The organism is Streptomyces ochraceiscleroticus (genome assembly GCF_000720485.1).
GTDB lineage: Bacteria > Actinomycetota > Actinomycetes > Streptomycetales > Streptomycetaceae > Streptomyces > Streptomyces ochraceiscleroticus.
On record NZ_JOAX01000020.1, the window covers coordinates 32,676 to 54,681 of the forward strand.

The following is a 22,006-nucleotide window of genomic DNA, read 5'->3' on the forward strand; positions in this document are numbered from 1 at the left end:
TCCTGTCGGTGACTTGGTGCGGGTGCGTTGTGGCGCGCCGGGATCGCCCTGCGGGCTCGTCCTCAATCGCCGGACGGGCTTGTGTTGGCCAGGTGGCACGCCACTCTGCGGGACATGGCGGGCGGCTCCCTCAGCTCCCGCAGCTCCGGTACCTCCGTGCGGCAGCGGTCCATCGCCACCGGGCAGCGCGTGTGGAAGTGGCAGCCCGGGGGTGGGGACAGGGGGCTCGGGAGGTCGCCGGTCAGGACGATGCGTTCGCGGGTGCGCTGGAGGGTGGGGTCCGGTACGGGGGCCGCGGAGAGGAGGGCCTGTGTGTACGGGTGGAGGGGGTCGGCGAAGAGCTGTGCCGTCGGGGCCTCCTCGACGATCCGGCCCAGGTACATCACGGCGATCCGGTCCGCCAGGAACTCCACGGCCGCCAGGTCGTGGGTGATGAACAGGCAGCCGAAGCCGCGGTCCCGCTGCAGGTCGGCGAGGAGGTTGAGGACGGATGCCTGGACGGAGACGTCCAGGGCCGAGGTCGGCTCGTCGGCGATCAGGAGGTCCGGGGCTACGGAGAGCGCGCGGGCGAGGGAGATGCGCTGGCGCTGGCCGCCGGAGAGCTCGTGCGGGTGCCGGTCGGCGTGTTCCGGGCGCAGCCCGACCTGGCCGAGCAGCTCCTCGGCGCGGCCCCGGAGGCCGGACCTCGGTACCAGGCGGTGCAGCCGCAGCGGCTCGGCGACGATCTGCCCGATCGTCATGCGCGGGTCGAGCGAGGAGGACGGGTCCTGGAAGACCAGGTGCATGTCGGTGCGGAGCGGGCGCAGGGCGCGGCGCGAGAGGTGGGTGATGTCGGTGCCCTTCAGGGCGATGCGGCCGCCGGTCGGCTCGTCCAGGCGGACCACGCAGCGGCCGACCGTGGACTTGCCACTGCCCGACTCCCCCACCAGGCCGAGCACTTCGCCGCGCCCGATGGTGAGGCTGACGCCGTCCACGGCGCGCACGGTGCCGCCGGAGGTGGTGAAGTGCCGTTCCAGATCGCGTACTTCAAGTACGGGGGCGTCGTCCGTTGCGGAGGCGCGCGGGGCCGGGATGTTGTGTACGGCGCTCATCGGGCGGCCTCCTCATGCGTCACTGCGACGGGGTGCCAGCACGCCACCCGGTGGCCCGAGTCGGGTGTCAGCGGCGGTCGCGCCGTCCCGCAGCGTTCATCCGCGTGCGCGCAGCGGTCGGCGAAGGTGCAGGCGTCCGGCTGGGCGGTCAGGCTCGGTACCAGTCCGGGGATCTCCGGCAGCCGGCGCTTGCCTTCCTGGCCCGGCCGCAGCACGGCGCCCAGCAGGCCGCGTGTGTACGGGTGCCGGGGCGCGGCGAACAGCTCGTCGACCGGGGCCTGTTCGATGGCCCGGCCCGCGTACATCACCAGCACCCGGTCCGCCGCGTCGGCGACCACGCCCAGGTCGTGGGTGATGAGGACGATCGCGGTGCCGAGGCGTTCGCGCAGCGACTGGAGGACTTCGAGGATGCCGGCCTGGACGGTGACGTCCAGCGCGGTGGTCGGTTCGTCGGCGATGAGGACGGCCGGGTCGCAGGCCACCGCGATGGCGATCATGACGCGCTGCCGCATACCGCCGCTGAGCTGGTGGGGGTACTCCGCCACGCGGCGCTCCGGGGCGGGGATGCCGACCAGGCCGAGCAGTTCGACGGACCTCTCCTTCGCCTCCGCGCGACTCAGGCCCTGGTGGCGGCGGAGTACCTCGCCGATCTGGCGGCCGACGGTGAGGACCGGGTTCAGCGAGGTCATCGGCTCCTGGAAGATCATCGCGAGGTCCTTGCCGCGGACCTTCGCCAGCTCCTTCTCGGCAGCGCCGGCCAGCTCCCGGTCGCCGAGCCGGACGGACCCTGTGACGGTCGCGGTGGACGGCAGCAGGCCCATGACGGCCATGGAGGTGACGGACTTGCCGCAGCCGGACTCGCCGACGATGGCGAGGACTTCCCCGGGCGCCACGTCGTACGAGAGGGAGTCGACGGCATGCACGGTGCGGGTGTCGGAGCGGAAGGAGACGGACAGGTCGCGGACGCTCAGTACGGGTGCGCCCAGAGCCTGGCGACTCGTCGAGGGCTTCATCGGGTGCCTCCGCGGGGGTCGAGGACGTCGCGCAGTCCGTCGCCGAGCAGGTTGAAGGCCAGCGTCGCGGCGACGATGGCGAGGCCGGGGAAGACCGCCATCCAGGGCGCGGGGCCGAGGAAGGGCTGGGCGCCGGCGAGCATCACGCCGAGCGAGGGGGCCGGGGGCTGGACGCCGAGGCCGAGGAAGCTGAGCAGCGCCTCGCCGATGATCGCGGCGGGGATGCCGACGGTGGCCTGGACGATCAGCGCCGAGGTGGCGTTCGGGAGGATGTGCCGCGCGAGGACGGTGCCGTCGCCGCCGCCGTTGACGATCGCGGCGCCCACGTAGTCCAGGTGCTTGAGGCGCAGCGTCTCGGCACGTGTGATGCGGATGACGGCCGGCACCTGCGAAATCCCGATGGCGAGCGTGGCGTTGAGCAGCGACGGGCCGAGGACGGCGGCCAGTCCCACGGCGAGGACGAGGAACGGGAAGGCGAGGAGGGTGTCGGTGAGCCGGGAGACCGCGGAGTCGGCGTACTTGCCGTAGTACCCGGCGGCCAGGCCCAGCGGTACACCGATGAGGAAGGCCAGTACCACGGCGAGCAGGCCCACCTGCATGGACGCGCGGGCGCCGTAGATCACCCGGGAGAGCTGGTCGCGGCCGAGGTCGTCGGTGCCGAGCCAGTGCGCCCAGGAGGGCGGCGCCAGCGCGGCGTCGAAGTCCGGCCCTGCCGGGTCGTACGGGGCGAGCAGCGGGGCGCAGAGTGCCGCCAGTACGAAGACGGCGGCGATCACGGTGCCGGTGAGGGCGAGCCGGTTCCTGCGCAGGGCGCGCAGCCGGGTGCGCAGGGTGCCGGGGCGCGGCGCGCCGGCGGGCGGCACGGCGGGCGCAACCGGGGCGTCAGCAGCGGCTGGGGTGGCCGGGCTGTCCGGAGTGGCGGTCATCGGGCGCCTCCGAGCCGGATGCGCGGGTCGATGACCGAATAGAGCACATCGACCGCGAGGTTGACGAGGATGTAGGCGGCGGAGGTGCACAGCACCACGCCCTGGAGCATCGTGTAGTCGCGGGTGAAGACCGCGTCGATGGTGAGCTTGCCGAAGCCGGGCAGGACGAAGATCTGCTCGGTGACGACGGCGCCGGAGATGAGGTGGCCGAGCTGGAGGCCGAGGACGGTCACCACGGTCACCAGGCTGTTGCGCAGCGCGTGCCCGCCGATGACCTGGCGCCGCGAGAGGCCCTTGGCACGGGCGGTGCGGACGTAGTCGGCGGAGAGGCTGTCGAGCATCGCGCCGCGGGTCTGCCGCATCACGACGGCCGCGAGCCCGGAGCCGAGGACGACGGCCGGCAGCACCATGCGCCGCAGATTGTCGACCGGATCCGTGCCGAAGGGCACGTAACCGGACGCCGCGAAGACCGGTACGGCGATCGCGAAGGCGAGGACGAGGACGATGCCGAGCCAGAAGGTGGGGACGGACAGCCCCAGCAGGGCGACGGCGTTGGCGAGCCACTCGGTCGCCCTGCCGCGTCGCACGGCCGCCAGGACGCCCGTCCCGATGCCGAGGACGACGGCCAGGAGGAGGGAGAGCGCGGCCAGTTCGAGCGTGACGGGAAGGGCGTTGAGGATCGAGTCCAGGACGGGCAGACCGGTGCGGGCCGAGGTGCCGAGGTCGCCGGTGAGGGCGTGGCCGACGAACCGTCCGTACTGGACCACGATGTTGTCGTTCAGCCCGTACGCCTCGCGGATCGCGGCCAGCGCCTCGGGGCTGCGCTCCTCGCCGGCCAGCGCGAGGGCCGGGTCGCCGGGCAGGGCGCGGATGCCGGCGAAGACGACGACGCTGACGAGGAAGAGCGTGATGACCGATTGCCGGAGCCGGGTGAGGAGATATCTGCTCATCGGGCGCACCCCGCGTTCATGAAGCAGTTCATCGGGCGTACCCCGCATCCTTGACGCGCACCAGGCCGTCGCCGTAGACCCGCACGCCCGCCACGTCCTTCCGTGCCACGACGTAGTTCTTCTGCCGGTAGAGGTAGATCAGCGCGTACTGGTCGCCTATACGGTCGGCGAGTTGTGTGTATACGCGGGCGCGGCCTGCTCGGTCGGCGGTGGTGCGGCCCTCGGCGATCAGCCGGTCGATCGCCGGGTCCGAGATGCCGTAGGTGTTCATGGCGCCGGCCGTGCCGACGAAGGAGGCGATGTTGCCGTCCGGGTCGAGCCGCCCGGACCAGCCGCTGACGTACGCGTCGAACTGCCCTGCGTCGGTCTCCTCCAGGAGCGTCGCGTACTCCATGGGCCGCAGCCTTACGTCGAAGCCCGCCTCGCGCGCCATCGCCTGGATCACCTGGCCCAGGCGGCTGTCCTCGGGCGAGGTGGAGACCTTCAGCTCGATCAGCACCGGGAGCTTGACGCCCGCCTCTTTGAGCAGCTTCTTCGCGCGCGGCAGATCGCGCTCCGGGCAGCCGTCGGCCCCCGGTGCGAGGGCCGACTCCGGCGAGACGGGGCCGCAGGCCGGCTCGTACATGCCCTGGAAGACGACCTTGTTGATCAGCTTGCGGTCCAGGGCGAGCGCGAAGGCTTCGCGGACGCGCGGCTCACGGGCGAGCACCGTGCGCAGCTTCCCGGGCTTCTCCCCCGTCCCGTGCACATTGCCGATGTTGAAGCCGAGGCCCTGGTAGCCGAGCGAGGGCGAGTTGAAGAGCTGGAGCTGCGGCTCGGTGAGCGAGCTCTGCACCTCCACGGGACCCATCTGGTCGCCGACCTGCACGTCACCGGAGCGCAGGTTCGCGAGCCGGACGCTGCCGTCGGTGATGGTCTTGTAGACGACGCGGTCCAGGTGGACCTTGTCCGCGTCGTAGTACCGGGGGTCCTTCGCCAGCACGATCCGGTCACCCGCGACGCGCTCGACGTACTTGAACGGGCCGACGCAGGAAGGGTGGTTGGTGAAGTTCTTGCCGTACTTCGCGAGCGCCCGCGGGGACATGACCATGCCCGCGCGGTCGGCGAGCACGCCGGTGAGCGGGACGTACGGCCCCTTGAGGCGAATGCGGACGGTGTACGGGCCGGCGGCCTCGGCCTTGACGAGCGGGCCGAGTTCGGTGGCGCGGGCGGAGCCGGGGAGGGTGCGGTGACGTTCCAGGGAGCGGGCGACGGCGGCCGCGTCGAGGCGGGTGCCGTCGCTGAACGTCACGCCGTGGCGGACCGGGACGGTCACGGTCCGGCCGCCGTCGGAGGTCTTCGGCAGGGCCGCCGCCAACTGCGGCACGACCTTGCCCGCGTGGTCGGTGTCGTACAGCTTCTCGCACATGCCGGCGAAGACGGTGCGGCCGACGAGGGTCTGCGCGAGGGTCGGATCGAGCTTGTCGGGGTCGGACTTGAGGGCGACGGTGAGCGTGCCGCCGTCCCGCACGGGGCGCGGGTCGGTCATCCGGAGCCCGCCCACCTCGGTGGCGGCGGAGGTGAGCGACCCGCACCCCGCGGCGCCGATCACCAGCCCAACCGCCAAGGGAACAGCCGCTGTTCGGCGCACGTGACCCTACCTCCCGAACGATCATCAAGAACGAGAACGCATCGCGAACGATCACCAGGAACGAATGCAGCAGACCGTATTTCGCATACAGACGACCGGCAAGAGGCCGTCCCGGATCTTGAGGAAGTTTCTGGTTACATCTAAATAACCGCGCCCGACAAACCGGCCAAGTCCCCCGCCACCGCCCGCTCCACGCTGCGTACGCTGACGACATGAGCAGCACGGACGACCCCACCCACGACCCCCTCGACGGACCGGGCGGCGGCTCCGATGACGGCGCCCGGCGCCCCCTGGTCGCGATCCTCAGCGGTGCCGGGATCTCCACCGACTCCGGCATCCCCGACTACCGCGGGCCGAACGGGGTGTGGCGCCGCGACCCGGATGCCGAGAAGCTCGTCACGTACGCGTACTACATGAACGATCCCGAGATCCGGCGCCGGTCCTGGCTGATGCGGCGGGACGGCCCGGCGCTCCGCGCGCGGCCGAACGCCGCGCACGAGGCCGTCACCGCCCTGGAGCGCTCCGGAGTCCCCGTCCGCGTGATCACCCAGAACGTCGACGGGCTGCACCAGCTCGCCGGGATGCCCGGCCGCAAGGTCCTGGAGCTGCACGGCAACGCCCGTACCGCGGTGTGTACAGAATGCCGCGCCCGGACGCCGATGGCCGACGCGCTGGCCCGGGTGACCGCGGGCGACCCGGACCCCGCGTGCCTCGACTGCGGCGGGATCATGAAGTCCGCGACCGTGATGTTCGGCGAGAGCCTGGACCCGGAGGTACTGGGCGCGGCGATCACAGTGGCGAAGAACTGCGACGTGTTCGTCGCGGTCGGCACCAGCCTCTCGGTCCAGCCCGCCGCCTCGCTCGCGGGCCTGGCCGCCGAACACGGCGCCCGCCTGATCATCGTCAACGCCGAGCCGACCCCGTACGACGCGCTCGCCGACGAGATCGTCCGCGACCCGATCGGCGAGGCGCTGCCCCGGCTGCTGGCCGGTTTGCACCCGTGACCGACGTGCTTGACCCCTTTGGTGGGGAATGACGGCCTCGGCGATACGGTTGACCGGGCGGCCGGCCGGTCCGGACGGCCGCGGAGACGTGGAGGGTGAGCGCCGTGCAGAGCAGGCATCACGGTGAGTACAAGGTGCCCGGCGGCAAGCTGGTCGTCGTCGATCTGGAGGTCGCGGACGGCGTACTGCGCCACGTGCGCGTCGCCGGGGACTTCTTCCTGGAGCCGGACGACGCGCTCCTGGACATCAACGCGGCCCTGGAAGGCGCGCCCGCCGACACCGGCACCCGGGGCCTGGCCGACCGCATCGAGGCCGCCCTCCCCGAGGGTGTCGCCATGATCGGCTTCACCGCGGAGTCGGTCGGCGTCGCGGTCCGCCGGGCCGTCGCCCAGGCCACCGACTGGACCGACTACGACTGGCAGATCATCCACGAGCCGCCGCAGGCGCCCGCGCTGCACATGGCGCTGGACGAGGTACTGACCACCGAGGTCGCCGAGGGCCGGCGCCCGCCGACGCTCCGCGTCTGGGAGTGGGACCGCCCCGCCGTGATCATCGGCAGCTTCCAGTCGCTGCGCAACGAGGTGGATCCGGCGGGCGCCGAGAAGCACGGCATCACGGTCGTCCGCCGGATCAGCGGCGGCGGTGCGATGTACGTCGAGCCCGGCAACACCATCACGTACTCCCTCTGCGTCCCCGAGTCCCTGGTCCACGGCCTCACCTTCGCCGAGAGCTACGCCTACCTCGACGACTGGGTGCTCGGGGCGCTCGGCGACATGGGCATCAACGCCTGGTACAAGCCGCTCAACGACATCGCGACGGACGCCGGCAAGATCGCCGGCGCGGCCCAGAAGCGCATCGTGGCGGGCTCCGGAGCCGTCCTGCACCACGTGACGATGTCCTACGACATCGACGCGGACAAGATGGTCGAGGTGCTCCGCATCGGCAAGGAGAAGCTCTCCGACAAGGGCACCACCAGCGCCAAGAAGCGGGTCGACCCGCTCCGCCGCCAGACCGGCCTCCCCCGCTCCGAGGTCATCACCCGCATGATCGCCTCCTTCCGCGCCCGCTACGGCGGCACGGACGGCACGGTCACGGACGAGGAGTTCGCCCGCGCCCGCGACCTGGCGACCACCAAGTTCAGCGACCCGGAGTGGACGTCCCGGGTGCCGTAACCGGCCCTCGCAGGAGCACTTCGCCCGCTCAACTCCGCGGTAAACCCACCCACTCCGTTCCCTTCCGCACAGACCTCATTACCCCGAAGAATGGGTTCACGTTCCACGCGTTCCATTAGCCTCTCCCCGACACACCGGCCACGGCGCGCCGGTTTCCCGTTCCCGGGCGGGAGAGCACTCCAGGGGGAGGAGTCCGTGCGTGATGATCTGGGGTTCGAGAAGCTGCTCAGCGAGGAGGGCTTCTTCGCGCGCCTGTTCGGGCGATCGCCGTCGGGCAGCGGGCGGGAGCAGTTGTACGGCCCCGACCTTCCGGTCGTACTGCTCACCGGCGGCCCCGGCATGGGCAAGGGGCGGCTGCTGCGCGCGGTGCGGGATCGGTTCGCCACCAAGGTGCCGGTGATCTATCTGGACACCGGCTCGCCGGTGTACGCGGACCGGGCGGAGCCGGAGCCGGGCGCCCGCTCGGATGCGACCGAGGCCCTGGCCGAGGTCGCCCGGCGGCTGTGCACCTGGCAGGGGACGGGCGGTTCCTTCGCGTTCCCCCGGCTCTTCACGGGCCTCGCGGTGATCGCGACCGGCGCCGCCGAGGGCACCCCGGAGGCGGTCGCGACGGAGGTCGAACGGTACGAGGAGCTGCCCCAGAGGGGGCGCCTCCGCGGCCTGGGGGCAGGCGACTTCTGGCGGGGTGTGCTCCGCGGCAGCGTCCGGAACCTGCTGACGACCCTGTCCGGGCAAGAGCTCGACCCGTACTCGGCGGCGGTGAGCAACGCGCTGCTGGACGCCCTCTTCGAGCGCCTGGCGCCCCGGGGAAAGGTGGAACTGGAGCGGATCTACGGCGCGTATCCCGGCGCCGCCGGCCAGCCCAAGCACGGGCTGAGCAATCTCGCCGCCGACTTCCAGGCCGGCGGCGAGGCACGGGAGCTGGCCGAAGGGTTCCTCTTCCGGGCGCTCCGCGAGGACCTGGAGGCGGCATACGCCTCGATGGTCGGCCGGCTGAGCAGGGTCGGCCGCCCGGGGCTGCTGCTGGATCACGCGGTGTCGCCCCTGGGAGAGCGGCTGCTGCGCGCCGTGCTCGCCGACCGCCGGGCCGGGCAGCGCGACCGCGTGGTGATCGTGGGCACGGCGCTCCGGGCGGACGGCGGCGCCTTCCTGCACGGCGGCCTGCCGCCGGAGGAGGTGGTGCCGCCGGCGGAGTTCCGGCCCGCCAACGGCGGCCCGCCCGCGTGGTCCCGGCGCACGGACGCGGGGCCGGACCGGGCGCCGCTGGCCGACGGAGTACTGCTGCTGCGGATGCCGTTCCTCACCGGGGACCAGCTCCGCCGGGAGACCGAGCGCCGGCAGAAGCACGCGGAGCCGGAGGGCGGCGCGAACCGCCGCCGCATCGACGCCGCCGTGGCGCGGCTGAGCGGCGGGCGGCCGCACACGGTGATCCGGCTCGCCGCCGCGGCCGCGGCCTTCCGGATGCCCGAGGACGCCAACGACCGGGACCTGCTGGCCGCCCCGCTGCTGCTCCCCGGCGACGGCACCACCGAGCGGCCGGTGACGGAAGTACTGCTCCAGGAGCTGGTCCTGGACCAGCTCCCGGTGGGGCTGCCGAGCGAACACCGCGACCAGTGGCTGGATCTGCTCACGCATCTGTCGGTGGCACACGATGAAGAGTGTGCGGACGTCCTGCTGCGACACCATCAGGCCGGCCGGGTTCACCACCTGACGGTGCATCATGTCTCGCAGTTGCTCACCGACACCGGGTGGCCGAGCTGCGAGCGGCATTTCATCGGGGACTTCGGGCTGCGCCAGATGCTGGTGCACCGGTTGTACGGGCTGCGCCCCGGCGCCGCCGCCTGGTACGCCGATCATCATCTGCTGCGGGACCACTACGCGCTGCGCGCGGCGACGGGCGAGGAGACACGCGGCGGCGCGTTCCGCTCGGTCACGGCGCACCGCATGAACCACCATCTCGTCTCCGGCGGTGCGGACGACGTGGCCCGCCATCTGGCCGCCACGCTGCCCGGGCGCCCCGAGGAGTGGTGCGCGGAGCTGCTGGAGATCGCCCAGGCGCCGTATCCGGGCGGTGCGGACGCCCGGCGGGAGCGCGCCCAGGGCCTGGTGACGGCGGACGGACCGGCGCTGCGCCGCACCGTCGACCAGCTGCTGCACGCGGTGTGGCTGTGCGAGGAGCGGACCAGGCCGACCGGAAAGGAGACGGCCCGCACGCTGGCCAAGCTGCTGGGACTCCTCTCGATCATGGAGTTCGACGGCGCGGGACAGCTCAGCAGGACGGCGACCCACTGGAGCGGCCTGGCGGCGAACGAGCAACCGCTGCTGCGCTGCACCTGCACAGAGCAGCTCGGGCGAAGGAGATAACGGGGATGCCCATCTGGAAGAAGATCCTCTACGCGCTGCTGGGCGTAGGCGCGCTGGCCGGGTGCGTGTGGCTCGCGGTGCTCATCACCCACAAGCTGGACACCTGTACCGAAGGAATCGAGCGGGTCGGCGACGAGTGCATCGGCGTCAATGGCGAGGGCTACGACTTCGGCACGCCGGAGATCCGCGACGTGTCCCGGGCCATCGCGGCCCAGAACAAGAAGATCGACGGCCAGCCGCACGTCACGGTGGCGGTGATGCTGCCGCTCCAGTCGGACCGGGCGGCGCTGCGCCGCCAGATGCGCAGCGACCTCCAGGGCGCGTACCTGGGCCAGCGGCAGGCCAACGAGGGCGAGGGCGAGCCGCCGAAGATCCGGCTGGTACTGGCCAACCCCGGGCGGGACTACAAGCAGCAGGGGAAGGTAGTGGACACCCTGCTGCGGATGGCCGACTCGCCCACGGACCGGCTGCGCGCCGTCACGGGCTTCAACCTCAGCCTCGGTGACACCGAAAAGGCCGTCAAACGGCTGACGGCGCACAAGGTCCCGGTGCTCGCCTCGCGGATCAGCGGGGACCGGATAGCGAACGAGGACCGGACGGACGGCACGGCGAAGCTGCGGTTCCCGGGCCTCGCCCGGATCATCCCCACCAACCACGACGCGGCCCAGGCGCTGGCCAACTTCAACGGCGAACGGGGCCGGGAGAACCGCAGGACGGTACTGGTCTACGACCAGCGTCAGGACGGCTACAGCGAATCGCTGGCAAAGGCGTTCAGTGGCATCAAGGAGAAGGGCCCGGCCGGTCCCGCCGCGATGCCCTTCGAGTCCCCGGCCATCGACGAGGCGGGCTCGACCGGCAACCAGTTCGCGCAGACGGCCAACAACATCTGCGATTCCGGCGCCGACACCGTGTACTTCGCGGGCCGCACGCTGCACCTGCGGATCTTCGCGCTCAAGCTCGCCCAGGTGGACTGCAAGAACCGGCACTACACCATCGTCAGCGGCTCCGACGCCGCCTCGCTGCGGCAGGCCATGACGGAGCAGAACTGGGCACAGCTCCGCGGCACCGACGGCAGGCCGAAGGTCACGGTGCAGTACGCGGCGCCCGCGCATCCGGACGCCTGGCGTACCGAGCTGGCCGAATGGAACCGGAAGTGGGAAGCGGAGCACAAGCGCAAGCCCACCGAGGCGGAGCTCCCCCAGTACCTCACCGAGCCCCTGGCGGCCCTGGACACCCTGAAGAAGCAGATCGAGAGCGCGCGCGGCGAGGGCGTACGGCTCGGCTCCGACCCGGATCTGCAGGACTCCCGGACGATGCTGGTGTACGACGGCCTCATCACCATCGGCAAGGCGCTGCACCAGGCACAGAAGGGCGGCGCCGAGGCGGTCCCCAGCCGCGAGGACGTCGGCAGGCAGTGGTCGCTGCTCCAGTCCCGGCACCGGGTGCGGGGCACGAGCGGCCTGATCTGTCTGACCAGCGGGGGCAACGCGTACGACAAGCCGGCCGCGGTGGTCGAGCTGGACCCGGGCCAACAGGGCCTGGGTCAGCTCAAGTTCGTCGGCCTGGGCTGGCCCACCGGGCATGAACAGCCGAAGAACTGCGTGATTCCCAGCAGTGCGCCCTAGTTCCTAGTGCGTGTCCGAGGGGTCTCCGCGGCGGTGGAGCATCAGCACCGTGTACAGCACGAGTGACGCGCCGAGGCCCACTGCCCAGCCGTAGTCCGCGAGGGGGCGGAGGAAGGGGAGCAGGCCGTCGGCGGGGAACGGGCCCTTCCCCGGGGCCGAGTAGGAGCCGCCGACCGCGAGGAGGCCGCCCACGGCGAAGGCGAGGACGGCCCGCCAGTTCCAGCCGGCCGTGTACCAGTAGCGGCCGCCCGGGCGGTAGAGGTCGGCGAGGTCGAGGACGGTGCGGCGGATGATCCAGTAATCCGCGATGAGGATGCCGGCGACGGTGCCGAGGAGGCCGCCGACCACCCCGAGCCAGGTGAAGATGTACAGCTCGGGCGTGGCGGTGAGCTTCCACGGCAGGACCAGGACGCCGATCACGCCGGTGATCAGCGCGCCGCTGCGGAAGGTGAGGAAGCGCGGGGCGAGGTTGGCCAGGTCGTAGGCCGGGGAGACCACGTTGGCCGCGATGTTGACGCTGATCGTCGCGATGAGGACCGTGACCAGCGCGAAGAGCAGGCCGAAGACGTTGTCGGCCTTGCCCGCGAGGGCCACCGGGTCCCAGATCGGCACGCCGTACACCGCCTGGGAGCCGGAGGTCACCAGGACGGAGAGCAGCGCGAAGGCCGTCATGGTGGTGGGCAGTCCGAGCGTCTGGCCCCAGACCTGTGCGCGCTGCCCTGCGCCGAAGCGCGTGAAGTCGGGGATGTTCAGGGACAGCGTCGCCCAGAAGCCGATCATTCCCATGAGGGACGGGAAGAAGACCCGCCAGAAGTCCGTGCCCCAGCCCAGGGTGCCCGGCTGGTCCAGGAGGGGGCCGAGGCCGCCCGCCTTCGCCGCGATCCACGCGAGCAGGGCCACGGCGCCGATCAGGACGAAGGGCGCCGCCCAGTTCTCGAAGCGGCGCAGGGTCTCCATGCCGCGCGCGATGATGGCCAGTTCGAGCGCCCAGAAGGCGGCGAAGCAGAGCCAGAGAGTCCAGGGGTACCCGGCGACGGTTTCCGCCTTCGCCCAGCCGCCGCCGAAGATCTTGCCGAGCAGGATGTAGATGCCCTGGCCGCCGATCCAGGTCTGGATGCCGAACCAGCAGCAGGCGACGGCGGCCCGCACCAGCGCCGGGAGGTTCGCTCCGCGCAGTCCGAAGGACGCGCGGGCGAGGACCGGGAAGGGGATGCCGTACTTGGGTCCGGCATGCCCGGTGAGCAGCATCGGCAGCAGCACGATGACATTGGCGAGGGCGATGGTGAGGACGGCCTGTCTCCAGTCCATCCCCAGCGCTACCAGGCCGGAGGCCAGCGTCCAGGAAGGGATGTTGTGGGCCATCCCGACCCAGAGCGCGGCGAAGTTGTAGGTGGTCCAGTGGCGTTCGGCGGCGGGCACGGGACGCAGGTCGGCGTTGGCGAAGCGGCCGTCGGCCGGTATCGCGTCCGGTGGGAGCTCGATGCGGCCGCCCGGGTCCGGCCGCCCGTCTCCCCGGTTGTCCGCCGGCACCGTGGGCGTGTTCACTCCCCCGCCAGCGTCGGGATGATCTGCTCGCCGTACGCGTCGATCGTCGTTTCCTTCGCGTCGTGCATCGCGTACAGGGCGAACTGGTCGACGCCCAGGGCGCGCAGGGCGCGGAGCTTTTTGAGGTGCGCCTCGGGCGTGCCGAGGAGGCAGAAGCGGTCGACGATCTCGTCGGGGACGAAGGCGGTGTCGGGGTTGTCGGCGCGGCCGTGGTGCGCGTAGTTGTAGCCCTCGCGGGTCTTGATGTACGCGGTCAGCTCCTCGGGGACCATGCCGGAGTGCTCGCCGTACCGGCTCACCAGGTCCGCGACGTGGTTGCCGACCATGCCGCCGAACCAACGGCACTGTTCGCGGGCGCGGGCGAGGTCGTCGCCGATGTACGCGGGCGCCGCCACGCAGATGGTCAGCGCGTCCGGGTCGCGCCCGGCCTCGGTGGCCGCGTTCCGTACCGCCCTGACCATCCACTCGGTCAGGAAGGGGTCGGCGAGCTGGAGGATGAAGCCGTCGGCGAGCCGGCCGGCCATGGCCAGCGCCTTGGGGCCGTACGCGGCCATCCAGACGGGCAGCTTTCCGTCGCGGACCCACGGCAGCCGCAGCGGCTTGCCGTCCACGATGGCCTCGCGGCCCTCGGCGAGGTCGCGGATGACGGGGATGGCCTGGCCGAGGCGGGCGAGGGTGTTCGGGCGGCGCCCTGCGACCCGCATCGCCGAGTCGCCACGGCCGATGCCGCAGACCGTGCGGTTGCCGTACATCTCGTTCAGGGTGGCGAAGGTGGAGGCGGTGACCTCCCAGGTGCGGGTGCCGGGGTTGGTGACCATGGGGCCGACGATCAGCCGCTCGGTGTGTTCGAGGATGCGGCCGTGGATGACGAAGGGCTCCTGCCAGAGCACGGCGGAGTCGAAGGTCCAGCCGTAGCGGAAGCCCTGCCGTTCGGCGCGGCGCATGAGCCCGACCACGGCCGAGCCGGGCGGGTCGGTCTGCAGGACGACTCCGAAGTCCATCGCTTCCACTCCCTTGTATAGAGCCGGTGATGACGACTGGCGTCCCGGGTGAGGGTCTCCGCGCCCGGGCCCTGGCGGGTCAGGAGAGGTACTGGGAGGTGGCCCGCGGCGCGTACTGTCCGTGGCCCGCCCGGCCGGTGAACTCCCATCGCTCGATGACCATTTCACCGCGGGAGAGGACAGTCTCCACCTGACCGGTCACCCGCCGCCCCTCGTACGCGGAGTAGTCCACGTTCATATGGTGGGTTTCGGCCGACATGAGCTGCTCGGCGTGCGGGTCATAGATGACCATGTCGGCGTCGGCGCCGGGCGTGATCGTGCCCTTCTTCGGATACAGCCCGAACATCCGGGCCGGCGCGGCGCAGGCGATGGCGCGCAGAATCTGCCCGTCGTCGCTGTAGAACACCCCCGGGTAGGCCGTGAACAATTTGAAAAATGTGCGTGGGCGCCTACTTCTGTCGCGTGGTCCCGTACCCCGTGGGGGCCGCTTTCGACCTCTCCGGCAACAGCGGGTTCCGGCGGGCTGCAGACGCGGCTCTGCGGCGGCGTGGAGATAGTCGAATCGAAGGAACCGGTGATATGAAGATCGGGCAGTCCGTAGAGCGGCGGTACCGGTGTGCCCGCGGCGCAGCCAAGAGCGCATACAGCCTCTCCCCACGCCCCGGCGTGGAAATAGCGCAGAGCCCGCTGGTAGATGGCCTGTGGGCGCTGTCCTTGAGTGATGTGTCCGGGTAGATCTTTCCATCTCAGTCCATGCCGAACCTTGTGGAGTGACGCCTCGAAAGCGACCCGAGGAGGAACAATCCTGGACTTCTTCCTGGAGGTTGGCAAGAGGGACTCGACACGTTCCCACTGCGCATCACTGAGAGGCGGAGGAACCAGGCGCTCGCTGTCCCTGAACCATGCTTCGAAGGGGCATCCCGGTCGCCCAGCTGCGGACCGGCGCGCAGGGCGAGCTCCAGGATCTCCTTGGCCCGGTCCTCTTGCAGCTCGGTTTCCCGCAGCCGCTCCATCGCTTCGTCGCGCATCTTCAGGAGTTGCTGCTCTTTCCCTTTGAGGGACGTCACCGAGCCTCTCCGCGGCGAGCCGCTCGAGCTTGCGGGAAGTTGATTCACTCCTTTGCCGGAAGGTTCGAGCCAGAACGGGGGCACTCCTCCCGACCACCCACCGGCTTCCAGCTTCTTCTCCCTGCCGCCCACGATGCGGTCAAGGATCATGGCGTGTTCCAGCTCGACCATGTAGGCGAGGAGGCTGAGCTGGATTCCGAACATCTCGTCGTCGCTGTCGATGCGGCAGTCGGCGGTGGCCACGCGTACACCGCGGTCCGTGGTGTCATAGACCCAACGGTGGATGTCCTTCATGGTCCGGCCGACATCGGTGCGCCCCGACTGCCGATCACAGCCGGGGCAGTTCATACCGAGAAACAGTATTCGATGCTCTACCAGAGCGCCTCATTTCTCACTTTCGCTTTCCGCATTCACCACTGAATTCCAGCATCCCTTGACCTCAAAGAAAACCGAAGCCAAGCGCATCCTTTCCGTGACGCTGAAGGTTCGCGGTCTCCACGTCGCAGTGATGACCGCCGGCCGCGACGTAGCACCGCCTGCGTGGCAGAGCTGCCCTGCGGGATCGCCCTCTGCGTTCTCTTCGTTCGGGGTCGGCACTTTCCCCTCGGCCTCCGCACCGGGGGCGACTGCGCGCCTCATTGCCCGCTTCAGTTGGCCGCGGGCATCACCACCGGCTGCTTCTTCGCCCTGGCGGGACCCGTTGAGCACTTCCATAGCATGAGGGAGCATGCAGCATGCGCCCGGATGCCTGGTACCTCACCGAAGACGTCGACGACTTTCTCGTCCGGGCCGGAGACTTCCTGCGCTCACGGCCAGGCTTGCACGTCATGCAGCTGACGTGGGCCGAGAGAGTGCGAACGCGTGGAGCGGAGTCGTTCGGTACCGAAGTCCCCGTCTTCGGGCTGCTGGAGCGAGCGGGCGAGGCCTGTGCCACCTTCTACCGCCTCCCGCCCCGTGCTCTGGGCCTCTCCCCGCTCACGCCCGAGCAGGCCGACTCCCTCGCCGCTCACCTGGCCGCCCTCGGGCACTCCCTTCCCTCCATCAGCGCGGACCACAGCACAGCCACCGCTTTCGCCGAGGCATGGCAGCGGCACACCGGCGCGACGCCGAAGCTCCGCGACACGCGGCTCCGTCTCTACCGCCTCGACACACTCACCCCACCGGAGCCGATGCCGGCGGGCCGGGGCCGCGTGCTGGGCGAGCAGGACCTTGAGCAAACGATGTACTGGTGCGGCGAGTTCGCCAAGGCCGTCGGGGAGGTGGTCTCCATGGACGCCGACTCCTGGGCCGACACGCGCTTCGCCGACAAGCGCTACACGCTCTGGGAGACCCCGGACGGCACTCCCGTCTCCATCGCAGGAATGAACCCGATGATCGGCGGCCAGGTCCAAGTGGACATCGTCTACACCCCGGCGGTTACTCCCGGACCGGACGCTGGAAGCATGGTGGCCGCTGGCAAGACCATCGTGAGGTGATCGATGCGATCGCCTATGAGTTCCAGACCGGAACACAGTGAGGGCCCCCTCCAGGTGAACCGGCAGACCACGGGATTGGTCGGTCCCGCGGCGGGCTGACGGCTCCGCGAGGATCTGGCGGAGTTCGTGGATCGTGTGTTCGCCTGGCGTGGCGGGAACTGCGTCGCTGGGGCGAGTGGTATCTGCGGGGGCCTGGTCCTGGACGGGCGATGCAAGTCCGTCCAGCCCCGCCTCGCCGCACATCGGTCGTGGTGCTCAGGGCACCGAGGACCCGGGACGGCGGAGGCTGGTGGCCGGGCCAGGGCAGGTGGCCCGGTCCGCAGGCACCGCACACTCCCGAGGCCAAGGAGGCTCTCCCTGGCTCTTGCGGGCCAGGCCCGCGCCGCACTCTTTCACGGTGAGCGGGAGGCCGTGGCCAAGGTGCCCGAAGTCCTGTGGAGGGGCTCGGCGTTCTGCTACCAACGGGCCCAGCAGACGAACATGGCAGGGTTCGGGATCGGGGAGCGTCCGGGTGGCGGATGGGCTGGCGGAGGAGCGGCGGGTGGGGAACCTGCCGCAGGAGACGAGCCGTCTGGTCGGGCGACAGGCGGAGCTGGCGCAGGTGGCGCGGCTGTGCGGGCGGTCTCGGCTGGTGACGGTGACCGGGGTCGGCGGCGTGGGGAAGACCCGTCTCGCGCTGGCGGCCGCGGAGGCCGTGCAGGCGCAGTTCCGGGACGGGGCGTGGTTCGTTGAGCTGTCGCCGCTGAGGGACGGTGAGCTGGTCGCGCTTGTCATCGCCGAGGCGCTGCCGCTGGCCGACCAGACGACCCGGTCGGTGATCGACGTAGTGGCCGAGTACCTGGCCGAGCGGGAGACGCTGCTGGTGCTGGACACCTGCGAGCACCTCGCCGAGGCCTGCGCCCTGACGGCGGATGTGCTGCTGCGGGCCGCACCGGGCCTGCGGATCCTGGCCACGAGTCGGCGCCCGCTGAATCTGGCCGACGAGGAGGTGGTGGTGCTCGACCCGCTGCCCGTGCCCGAGGAGGGCGACCTGGCCACGGGCGCGGAGGATGCGGTGGCGCTGCTGGCCGAGCGGGCCACCCAGGCCGTACCGGGCTTTACGGTTACCGACGCCAATCGGCCGGATCTCGTGCGGTTGTGCCGCCGCTTGGAGGGGCTGCCGCTGGCCATCGAGCTGGCTGCGGCCCGGCTGCATGAGCTGAGCATCAGCGAACTGGCGGAGCGGCTGGACGACCGGTTCAGCGTGCTGGGCAACGACCGCGAGGCGGTGCCGGACGCCGATCCTCCGTGGCATCAGGCGCTGCGTACCGCGATCGGCTGGAGCAACGAACTGTGCACGCCGCAAGAGCGGCTGCTGTGGGCGCGGGTCTCGGTGTTCGCCGGCGATTTCGACGCCGAGGCGGTGCGTCGGGTGTGCGCCGATGACCGGCTCCCCGGTGAGAAGATCCCGGCCCTGCTGAGCGCGCTTGCCGATGCCTCGATCCTGTCCTGGGTGCCCACCGGGGGCGGTGACCGCTACCGGATGCTCGACACCATCCGCGAATATGGCGCCTTCTGGCTGCAGGCCGCCGGTGAGCGCGACGCCTGCCGCCGCCGCCACGTCGCCCACTACACCTCGCTGCTGCGCCACTTCGCCGACCGCTTCCTCACCTCCGAGCAGGTGCCGCTGTACTGGGCACTGGTCCCCGAGCGGGAAAACCTGCGCGCCGCGCTCGGTTACGCCCTCGACGAGGGCGGCGGTGTCGGCGCTGTGGCACTGACGGCGGTGATGTGGCCGTACTGGACCTGTGCCGGGCAGCCCCGCGAGGCCGGCCACTGGATGGACCTGGCGCTCGATCGCGCGCCCGAGCCGTCCGCCGACCGGTTCACCACCCTGGTATGGAGCTGCACCTATGCGACGTACCGGGGCGAGCACGCGGCGGCGCAGCAATGCGCGGACGAGGCGCAGGAGGTCGCCGACCGGCTCGGCGACCTCCGACTGGCCGGATATGCCGCCATGAGCCGCGGGATGGCGCTGGCCTACGCCGGTGAGCCCGACGCGGGCCTGGACCTGCTGCGCCGGGCCACCGAGATCTTCCGCGACGTCGGCGACACCTCCGGCATGTGCCTGGCCGCGATCCGCAGCTGCGTCGCCCACACCATCGCCGGCGACCTCGACGCCGCGCTCGCCGCCTTCGCCAAAGCGCGAGACCTGCTCGGCGAGGGCAATGAGGAGAGCTACTTCACGGCGTTCATCCTCATCTCCAGCGGCATCGCCCAGGTGCTCTCCGGGGATACCACCGCCGCCGGCCAGGGCGGGCGCCGCGCGCTTGAGCTGCAGTTCGCGCGCGACGACCTGCTCGGCGTAGCGTCCTCCCTCAGCCTGCTGGCCTGGGTCGCCGCGCAGGAAGGCCGGTATGCCCGCGCGGCCTGTCTGTTCGGCGCGGCGAGCGCGGTGTTGGCGCTGGCGGGCGCGGCGCCGTTCGTCGGTAACCCGAAGCTGGGGGCCCTGCACGCCCGGTTCGACGCCACCGCCCGGCAGGCGCTCGGCGACCAGCGCTACGAGGTACTGCACCGCCAGGGCGCGCAGTGGCCACGCTCGGTCGCCGTGGAGTTCGCCGTGAGCGACCGCGACACACCGCCCACCGTCGGCGGCCAGTAAAGCTGATGAAGCACAACTAATGTCGCGTGCTTGACGTCAATTACCGTTTGACCTTGTCGAGTATCCGGCCGACGGACTTCGCAGGTGACGGGCTTACCAGCGGTGTTGTCTCCGTCAATGAGGCGCGGATGGCGGTCTTGAGGTCGAGGGAAGTGTCGTTCGGGACGCTCTGGGCAGGCCCTCTGAGCACTGAGCAGGGGCTCAGAGGGGCCCGAAAAGCCAGTTTCCGGGTGCGTCGGGGTTGCTGCTCGTGTAGTACTCCTCGGTGGCCTGCCGCAGCTCCTGCTCGTCGAGCTCTCCGCTGTCGTCGTGGTCCAGCTGCCGGAAGCCGTACTCCAGGTCCTCGGGCGTAATTCCGAAGGCCGACTCGTACATGAGCCGATACTCGTCAACGTCGATTCGTCCGTTGCCGTTGACATCGACGAGGTCCATCCAGGCGGCGACGACCTCGCTCAGATCGGCAAGGAACTTTCCCCGGTTGTCCCTCGCGGCCGCCCGGAAGCCGCGGGTGAACTCGGCCACGTCCACATAGCCGTTACCGTCGTCGTCCATGCCGGCGAGATGGTCCTGCCAGATCCGGTGCAATGCGTTGCGCAGCCGTTCCTTGCGGGCGGGGTCGTCTCCCCTCTCGAAGGCCGCCGCCAGCCGGTCGGCGAGGACCAGCAGATCGCCCTCGACCAGCTCGCCGTTGGCGTCCGAATCCATCAGCTCGAAGGCTCGTTCCAGCTTGCGGTCGAGGATGTCGGTGGTCTCCGTGGTTGCTGCCGTCATGCGCCCTCCTCAGAATCGGGACGGGTCGGATTCCCGCCCGGCCGGGGGAGGCATGCCCGTGCGCCGGCGTCCGAACGCGCCCCGCGCGGGTGGTTTGCAGGGCGCGCGGTATACCCGTGTACACCCCATCGGGGCGGCCTGCTCCCTGTCCGGAGTGCCTGACTCCGGGATGGGCACACCCTGGGCATGGTCATCCCCATTCCACCCCAGTCGCGCTACCGAGTAGACCGTTTCGCCCGCATCCGCGTCCCCAAGGACTGGGGCGGAGACCACCTCTTCTGGGGGCGTCCCCCCGGACCGGACGCCGTGATCGTCGACAACAACGACTACCTGCACCTGGCTCGCGACCGCCGCATCATCGAGGCCATGACCGAACGGCTCAACGCCGCGGGCACCAGCACCCTGATGTCCGGCATCCTCCTCTTCGGCGACCATCCGCAGCTGTCCTTGGAGCAGGAGCTGGCCGCGCACATGGGTGCCCCGGCCGGCATCCTCTGCCAGTCCGGATGGGCCGCCAACACCGGCCTGCTGCAGGCCATCGCCGACCCGTCGACGCCCATCTACATCGATGTCATCGCGCACATGTCCCTGTGGGAGGGAGCCCACGCAGCCCGGGCCAAGACCCGGCTGTTCCGCCACAACGACCTCGACCATCTGCGCCGGCGCATCGCCGACCACGGTCCCGGCATCATCGCCGTCGACGGGGTGTACTCCTCGGACGGCAGCCTCGCCCCGCTGGCGGAGATCGCCGCCGTCGCCGCGGAGAACCGCTGCGTGCTGGTCGTCGACGAGTCGCACTCACTGGGGGTGCACGGGGAGCGGGGCGAGGGCATCGTCGCGGCGCTCGGCCTGCAGGACTCGGTGCACTTCCGCACCGTCAGCCTGTCGAAGGCGTTCGCCGGCCGGGCCGGACTGATCACCTGCTGCGACCCCGACTTCGTCGACTACTTCAAGCACGAGTCGTATCCAGCGGTATTCAGCTCCACCCTGCTGCCACACGATCTGGCCGGCCTGCAGGCCGCGCTGCACGCCGTTCGGGAGGACGGGTGGCGGCGCGAGCGGCTGCACCATGTCACCGAGTGGGTGCGGCGGGAGCTGACGGCCGGCGGGATCGATCTGCACGGCTCGCAGACACCGATCCTCCCGCTGGAGGCCGGGACGGAGCTGCAGGCCATCAAACTGCGCGACGCGATGATGTCCCGCGGGGTGTTCCCGTCACCGTTCGGCCCGCCGGCCACCTCACGGCGACGAGCGACGATGCGGGTATCGCTGCATGCCGGTCTCACCGACGCGCAGGTGGAGCGGCTGGTCGAGGTCTGCCTGGCCGTACGCCCGCTCCTCAGCAGCACGGCCCGCGCCCAGCGGACAGCAGCAACCTGAGCGATCGCACATCGCACCATCCAGAGGTTCCATCTCCCGGAGCCTTGCGGGCGCAGGGGGGAGGCGGCCATCCGTCTACGGCCGCCCGCGTCGATGCGGGCCCATCAAGACGGGTACATCCCCGCGGGTGCGATGAGCAGAGGGCCACACCCCGCCCGAGCTGCGGAAGACGGGACCATCCCCGCGGGCGCGAGGCCTGCCGCCAGATCGCCTCCAGGGCCAGCAGCATGCCCGCTTCCCCTCACCCGCGAGCAGGGTTAGGTCCAGTTCGGTAGTGATGGGCAAGATTCGTGGGGTATTGATGCAAGACGCCCCACTGACGTGGACCATCTCCCCACGCCACCACATTCG

General features: G+C 70.8%; 14 protein-coding genes and 4 pseudogenes. 7 read left to right on the top strand and 11 right to left on the bottom strand.

Features of this window, described 5'->3' with window-relative positions; genetic code table 11:
* Positions 1–62: 62 nt before the first annotated feature.
* Genes IG84_RS0123380 through IG84_RS0123400 form a run of 5 tightly spaced genes read right to left on the bottom strand, consistent with a single transcriptional unit; the run spans position 63 to position 5,586 of the window.
* Positions 63–1,091, bottom strand: a complete 1,029-nt coding sequence (locus IG84_RS0123380; protein WP_037800787.1) for an ABC transporter ATP-binding protein — start codon at positions 1,089–1,091, stop codon at positions 63–65.
* Positions 1,088–2,104, bottom strand: coding sequence for an ABC transporter ATP-binding protein (locus IG84_RS0123385; RefSeq protein WP_031060648.1), 1,017 nt, complete (start codon positions 2,102–2,104; stop codon positions 1,088–1,090). The genes IG84_RS0123380 and IG84_RS0123385 overlap by 4 nt, the downstream gene beginning before the upstream one ends.
* Complete coding sequence (locus IG84_RS0123390; protein ID WP_031060651.1) at positions 2,101–3,030, bottom strand: ABC transporter permease; 930 nt, start codon at positions 3,028–3,030, stop codon at positions 2,101–2,103. Before IG84_RS0123390 ends, IG84_RS0123385 begins: the two co-directional genes overlap by 4 nt.
* Positions 3,027–3,980 carry an ABC transporter permease gene (locus IG84_RS0123395; RefSeq protein ID WP_031060654.1) on the bottom strand — a complete coding sequence of 318 codons (954 nt, stop codon included), beginning with the start codon at positions 3,978–3,980 and terminating at the stop codon, positions 3,027–3,029. The genes IG84_RS0123390 and IG84_RS0123395 overlap by 4 nt, the downstream gene beginning before the upstream one ends.
* A gap of 28 nt (positions 3,981–4,008) precedes the next feature.
* Positions 4,009–5,586 carry an ABC transporter substrate-binding protein gene (locus IG84_RS0123400; protein WP_031060656.1) on the bottom strand — a complete coding sequence of 526 codons (1,578 nt, stop codon included), beginning with the start codon at positions 5,584–5,586 and terminating at the stop codon, positions 4,009–4,011.
* A gap of 236 nt (positions 5,587–5,822) precedes the next feature.
* Here IG84_RS0123400 and IG84_RS0123405 point away from each other — a divergent pair, with 236 nt between their 5' ends.
* From IG84_RS0123405 to IG84_RS0123420, 4 genes are all read left to right on the top strand, one after another.
* Entirely contained in the window at positions 5,823–6,614 is a 792-nt protein-coding gene (locus IG84_RS0123405) for an SIR2 family NAD-dependent protein deacylase (protein WP_031060658.1), read from the top strand.
* A gap of 104 nt (positions 6,615–6,718) precedes the next feature.
* Positions 6,719–7,786, top strand: a complete 1,068-nt coding sequence (gene lplAB, locus IG84_RS0123410; RefSeq protein WP_031060660.1) for a lipoate-protein ligase LplAB — start codon at positions 6,719–6,721, stop codon at positions 7,784–7,786.
* A 195-nt stretch (positions 7,787–7,981) separates the two neighbouring features.
* On the top strand, positions 7,982–10,150 hold the full coding sequence (locus tag IG84_RS0123415) for a hypothetical protein (RefSeq protein ID WP_031060662.1): 2,169 nt from the start codon (positions 7,982–7,984) through the stop codon (positions 10,148–10,150).
* A gap of 5 nt (positions 10,151–10,155) precedes the next feature.
* Positions 10,156–11,775, top strand: a complete 1,620-nt coding sequence (locus tag IG84_RS0123420) for an ABC transporter substrate-binding protein (protein WP_037800788.1) — start codon at positions 10,156–10,158, stop codon at positions 11,773–11,775.
* Between the two features lie 3 nt (positions 11,776–11,778).
* Here the strand turns inward: IG84_RS0123420 and IG84_RS0123425 are convergent, their stop codons facing one another.
* From IG84_RS0123425 to IG84_RS42970, 5 genes and pseudogenes are all read right to left on the bottom strand, one after another.
* Positions 11,779–13,320 (bottom strand): NCS1 family nucleobase:cation symporter-1, encoded by a 1,542-nt coding sequence (locus IG84_RS0123425; protein WP_051862300.1) that lies wholly within the window; start codon positions 13,318–13,320, stop codon positions 11,779–11,781.
* A complete protein-coding gene (locus IG84_RS0123430) occupies positions 13,317–14,321 on the bottom strand; it encodes a TIGR03842 family LLM class F420-dependent oxidoreductase (protein ID WP_031060670.1) in 1,005 nt (334 codons plus the stop codon). The genes IG84_RS0123425 and IG84_RS0123430 overlap by 4 nt, the downstream gene beginning before the upstream one ends.
* A gap of 79 nt (positions 14,322–14,400) precedes the next feature.
* Positions 14,401–14,694: pseudogene (locus IG84_RS0123435) on the bottom strand (amidohydrolase family protein); the annotation flags it as partial.
* 335 nt (positions 14,695–15,029) lie between these two features.
* Positions 15,030–15,485, bottom strand: a pseudogene (locus IG84_RS42965) (transposase); the annotation flags it as partial.
* An 8-nt stretch (positions 15,486–15,493) separates the two neighbouring features.
* Positions 15,494–15,736 (bottom strand): annotated as a pseudogene (locus tag IG84_RS42970) (recombinase family protein); the annotation flags it as partial.
* 386 nt (positions 15,737–16,122) lie between these two features.
* Here IG84_RS42970 and IG84_RS0123445 point away from each other — a divergent pair.
* Both IG84_RS0123445 and IG84_RS0123450 read left to right on the top strand, forming a co-directional pair.
* Positions 16,123–16,842: pseudogene (locus tag IG84_RS0123445) on the top strand (GNAT family N-acetyltransferase); the annotation flags it as partial.
* 532 nt (positions 16,843–17,374) lie between these two features.
* Positions 17,375–19,504, top strand: coding sequence for an ATP-binding protein (locus IG84_RS0123450; protein ID WP_157848933.1), 2,130 nt, complete (start codon positions 17,375–17,377; stop codon positions 19,502–19,504).
* A 201-nt stretch (positions 19,505–19,705) separates the two neighbouring features.
* Here IG84_RS0123450 and IG84_RS0123455 read toward each other — a convergent pair whose 3' ends face one another.
* Positions 19,706–20,275: an EF-hand domain-containing protein gene (locus IG84_RS0123455; protein WP_031060684.1), complete on the bottom strand. Its 570-nt coding sequence runs from the start codon at positions 20,273–20,275 to the stop codon at positions 19,706–19,708.
* 186 nt (positions 20,276–20,461) lie between these two features.
* Here IG84_RS0123455 and cqsA point away from each other — a divergent pair, with 186 nt between their 5' ends.
* The gene (cqsA, locus tag IG84_RS0123460; RefSeq protein WP_078649262.1) at positions 20,462–21,655 is read left to right on the top strand and encodes an alpha-hydroxyketone-type quorum-sensing autoinducer synthase; all 1,194 of its coding nucleotides are present in this window, start codon (positions 20,462–20,464) and stop codon (positions 21,653–21,655) included.
* The last annotated feature ends 351 nt before the right edge of the window (positions 21,656–22,006 follow it).

What these genes read in the sequence shown, in the direction of transcription:
- IG84_RS0123380 (WP_037800787.1), bottom strand. Translation starts at nt 1,091, where the DNA reads ATGAGCGCCGTACACAACATCCCGGCCCCGCGCGCCTCCGCAACGGAC.
- IG84_RS0123385 (WP_031060648.1), bottom strand. Translation starts at nt 2,104, where the DNA reads ATGAAGCCCTCGACGAGTCGCCAGGCTCTGGGCGCACCCGTACTGAGC.
- IG84_RS0123390 (WP_031060651.1), bottom strand. Translation starts at nt 3,030, where the DNA reads ATGACCGCCACTCCGGACAGCCCGGCCACCCCAGCCGCTGCTGACGCC.
- IG84_RS0123395 (WP_031060654.1), bottom strand. Translation starts at nt 3,980, where the DNA reads ATGAGCAGATATCTCCTCACCCGGCTCCGGCAATCGGTCATCACGCTC.
- IG84_RS0123405 (WP_031060658.1), top strand. Translation starts at nt 5,823, where the DNA reads ATGAGCAGCACGGACGACCCCACCCACGACCCCCTCGACGGACCGGGC.
- IG84_RS0123420 (WP_037800788.1), top strand. Translation starts at nt 10,156, where the DNA reads ATGCCCATCTGGAAGAAGATCCTCTACGCGCTGCTGGGCGTAGGCGCG.
- IG84_RS0123430 (WP_031060670.1), bottom strand. Translation starts at nt 14,321, where the DNA reads ATGGACTTCGGAGTCGTCCTGCAGACCGACCCGCCCGGCTCGGCCGTG.
- IG84_RS0123455 (WP_031060684.1), bottom strand. Translation starts at nt 20,275, where the DNA reads ATGACGGCAGCAACCACGGAGACCACCGACATCCTCGACCGCAAGCTG.
- cqsA (WP_078649262.1), top strand. Translation starts at nt 20,462, where the DNA reads ATGGTCATCCCCATTCCACCCCAGTCGCGCTACCGAGTAGACCGTTTC.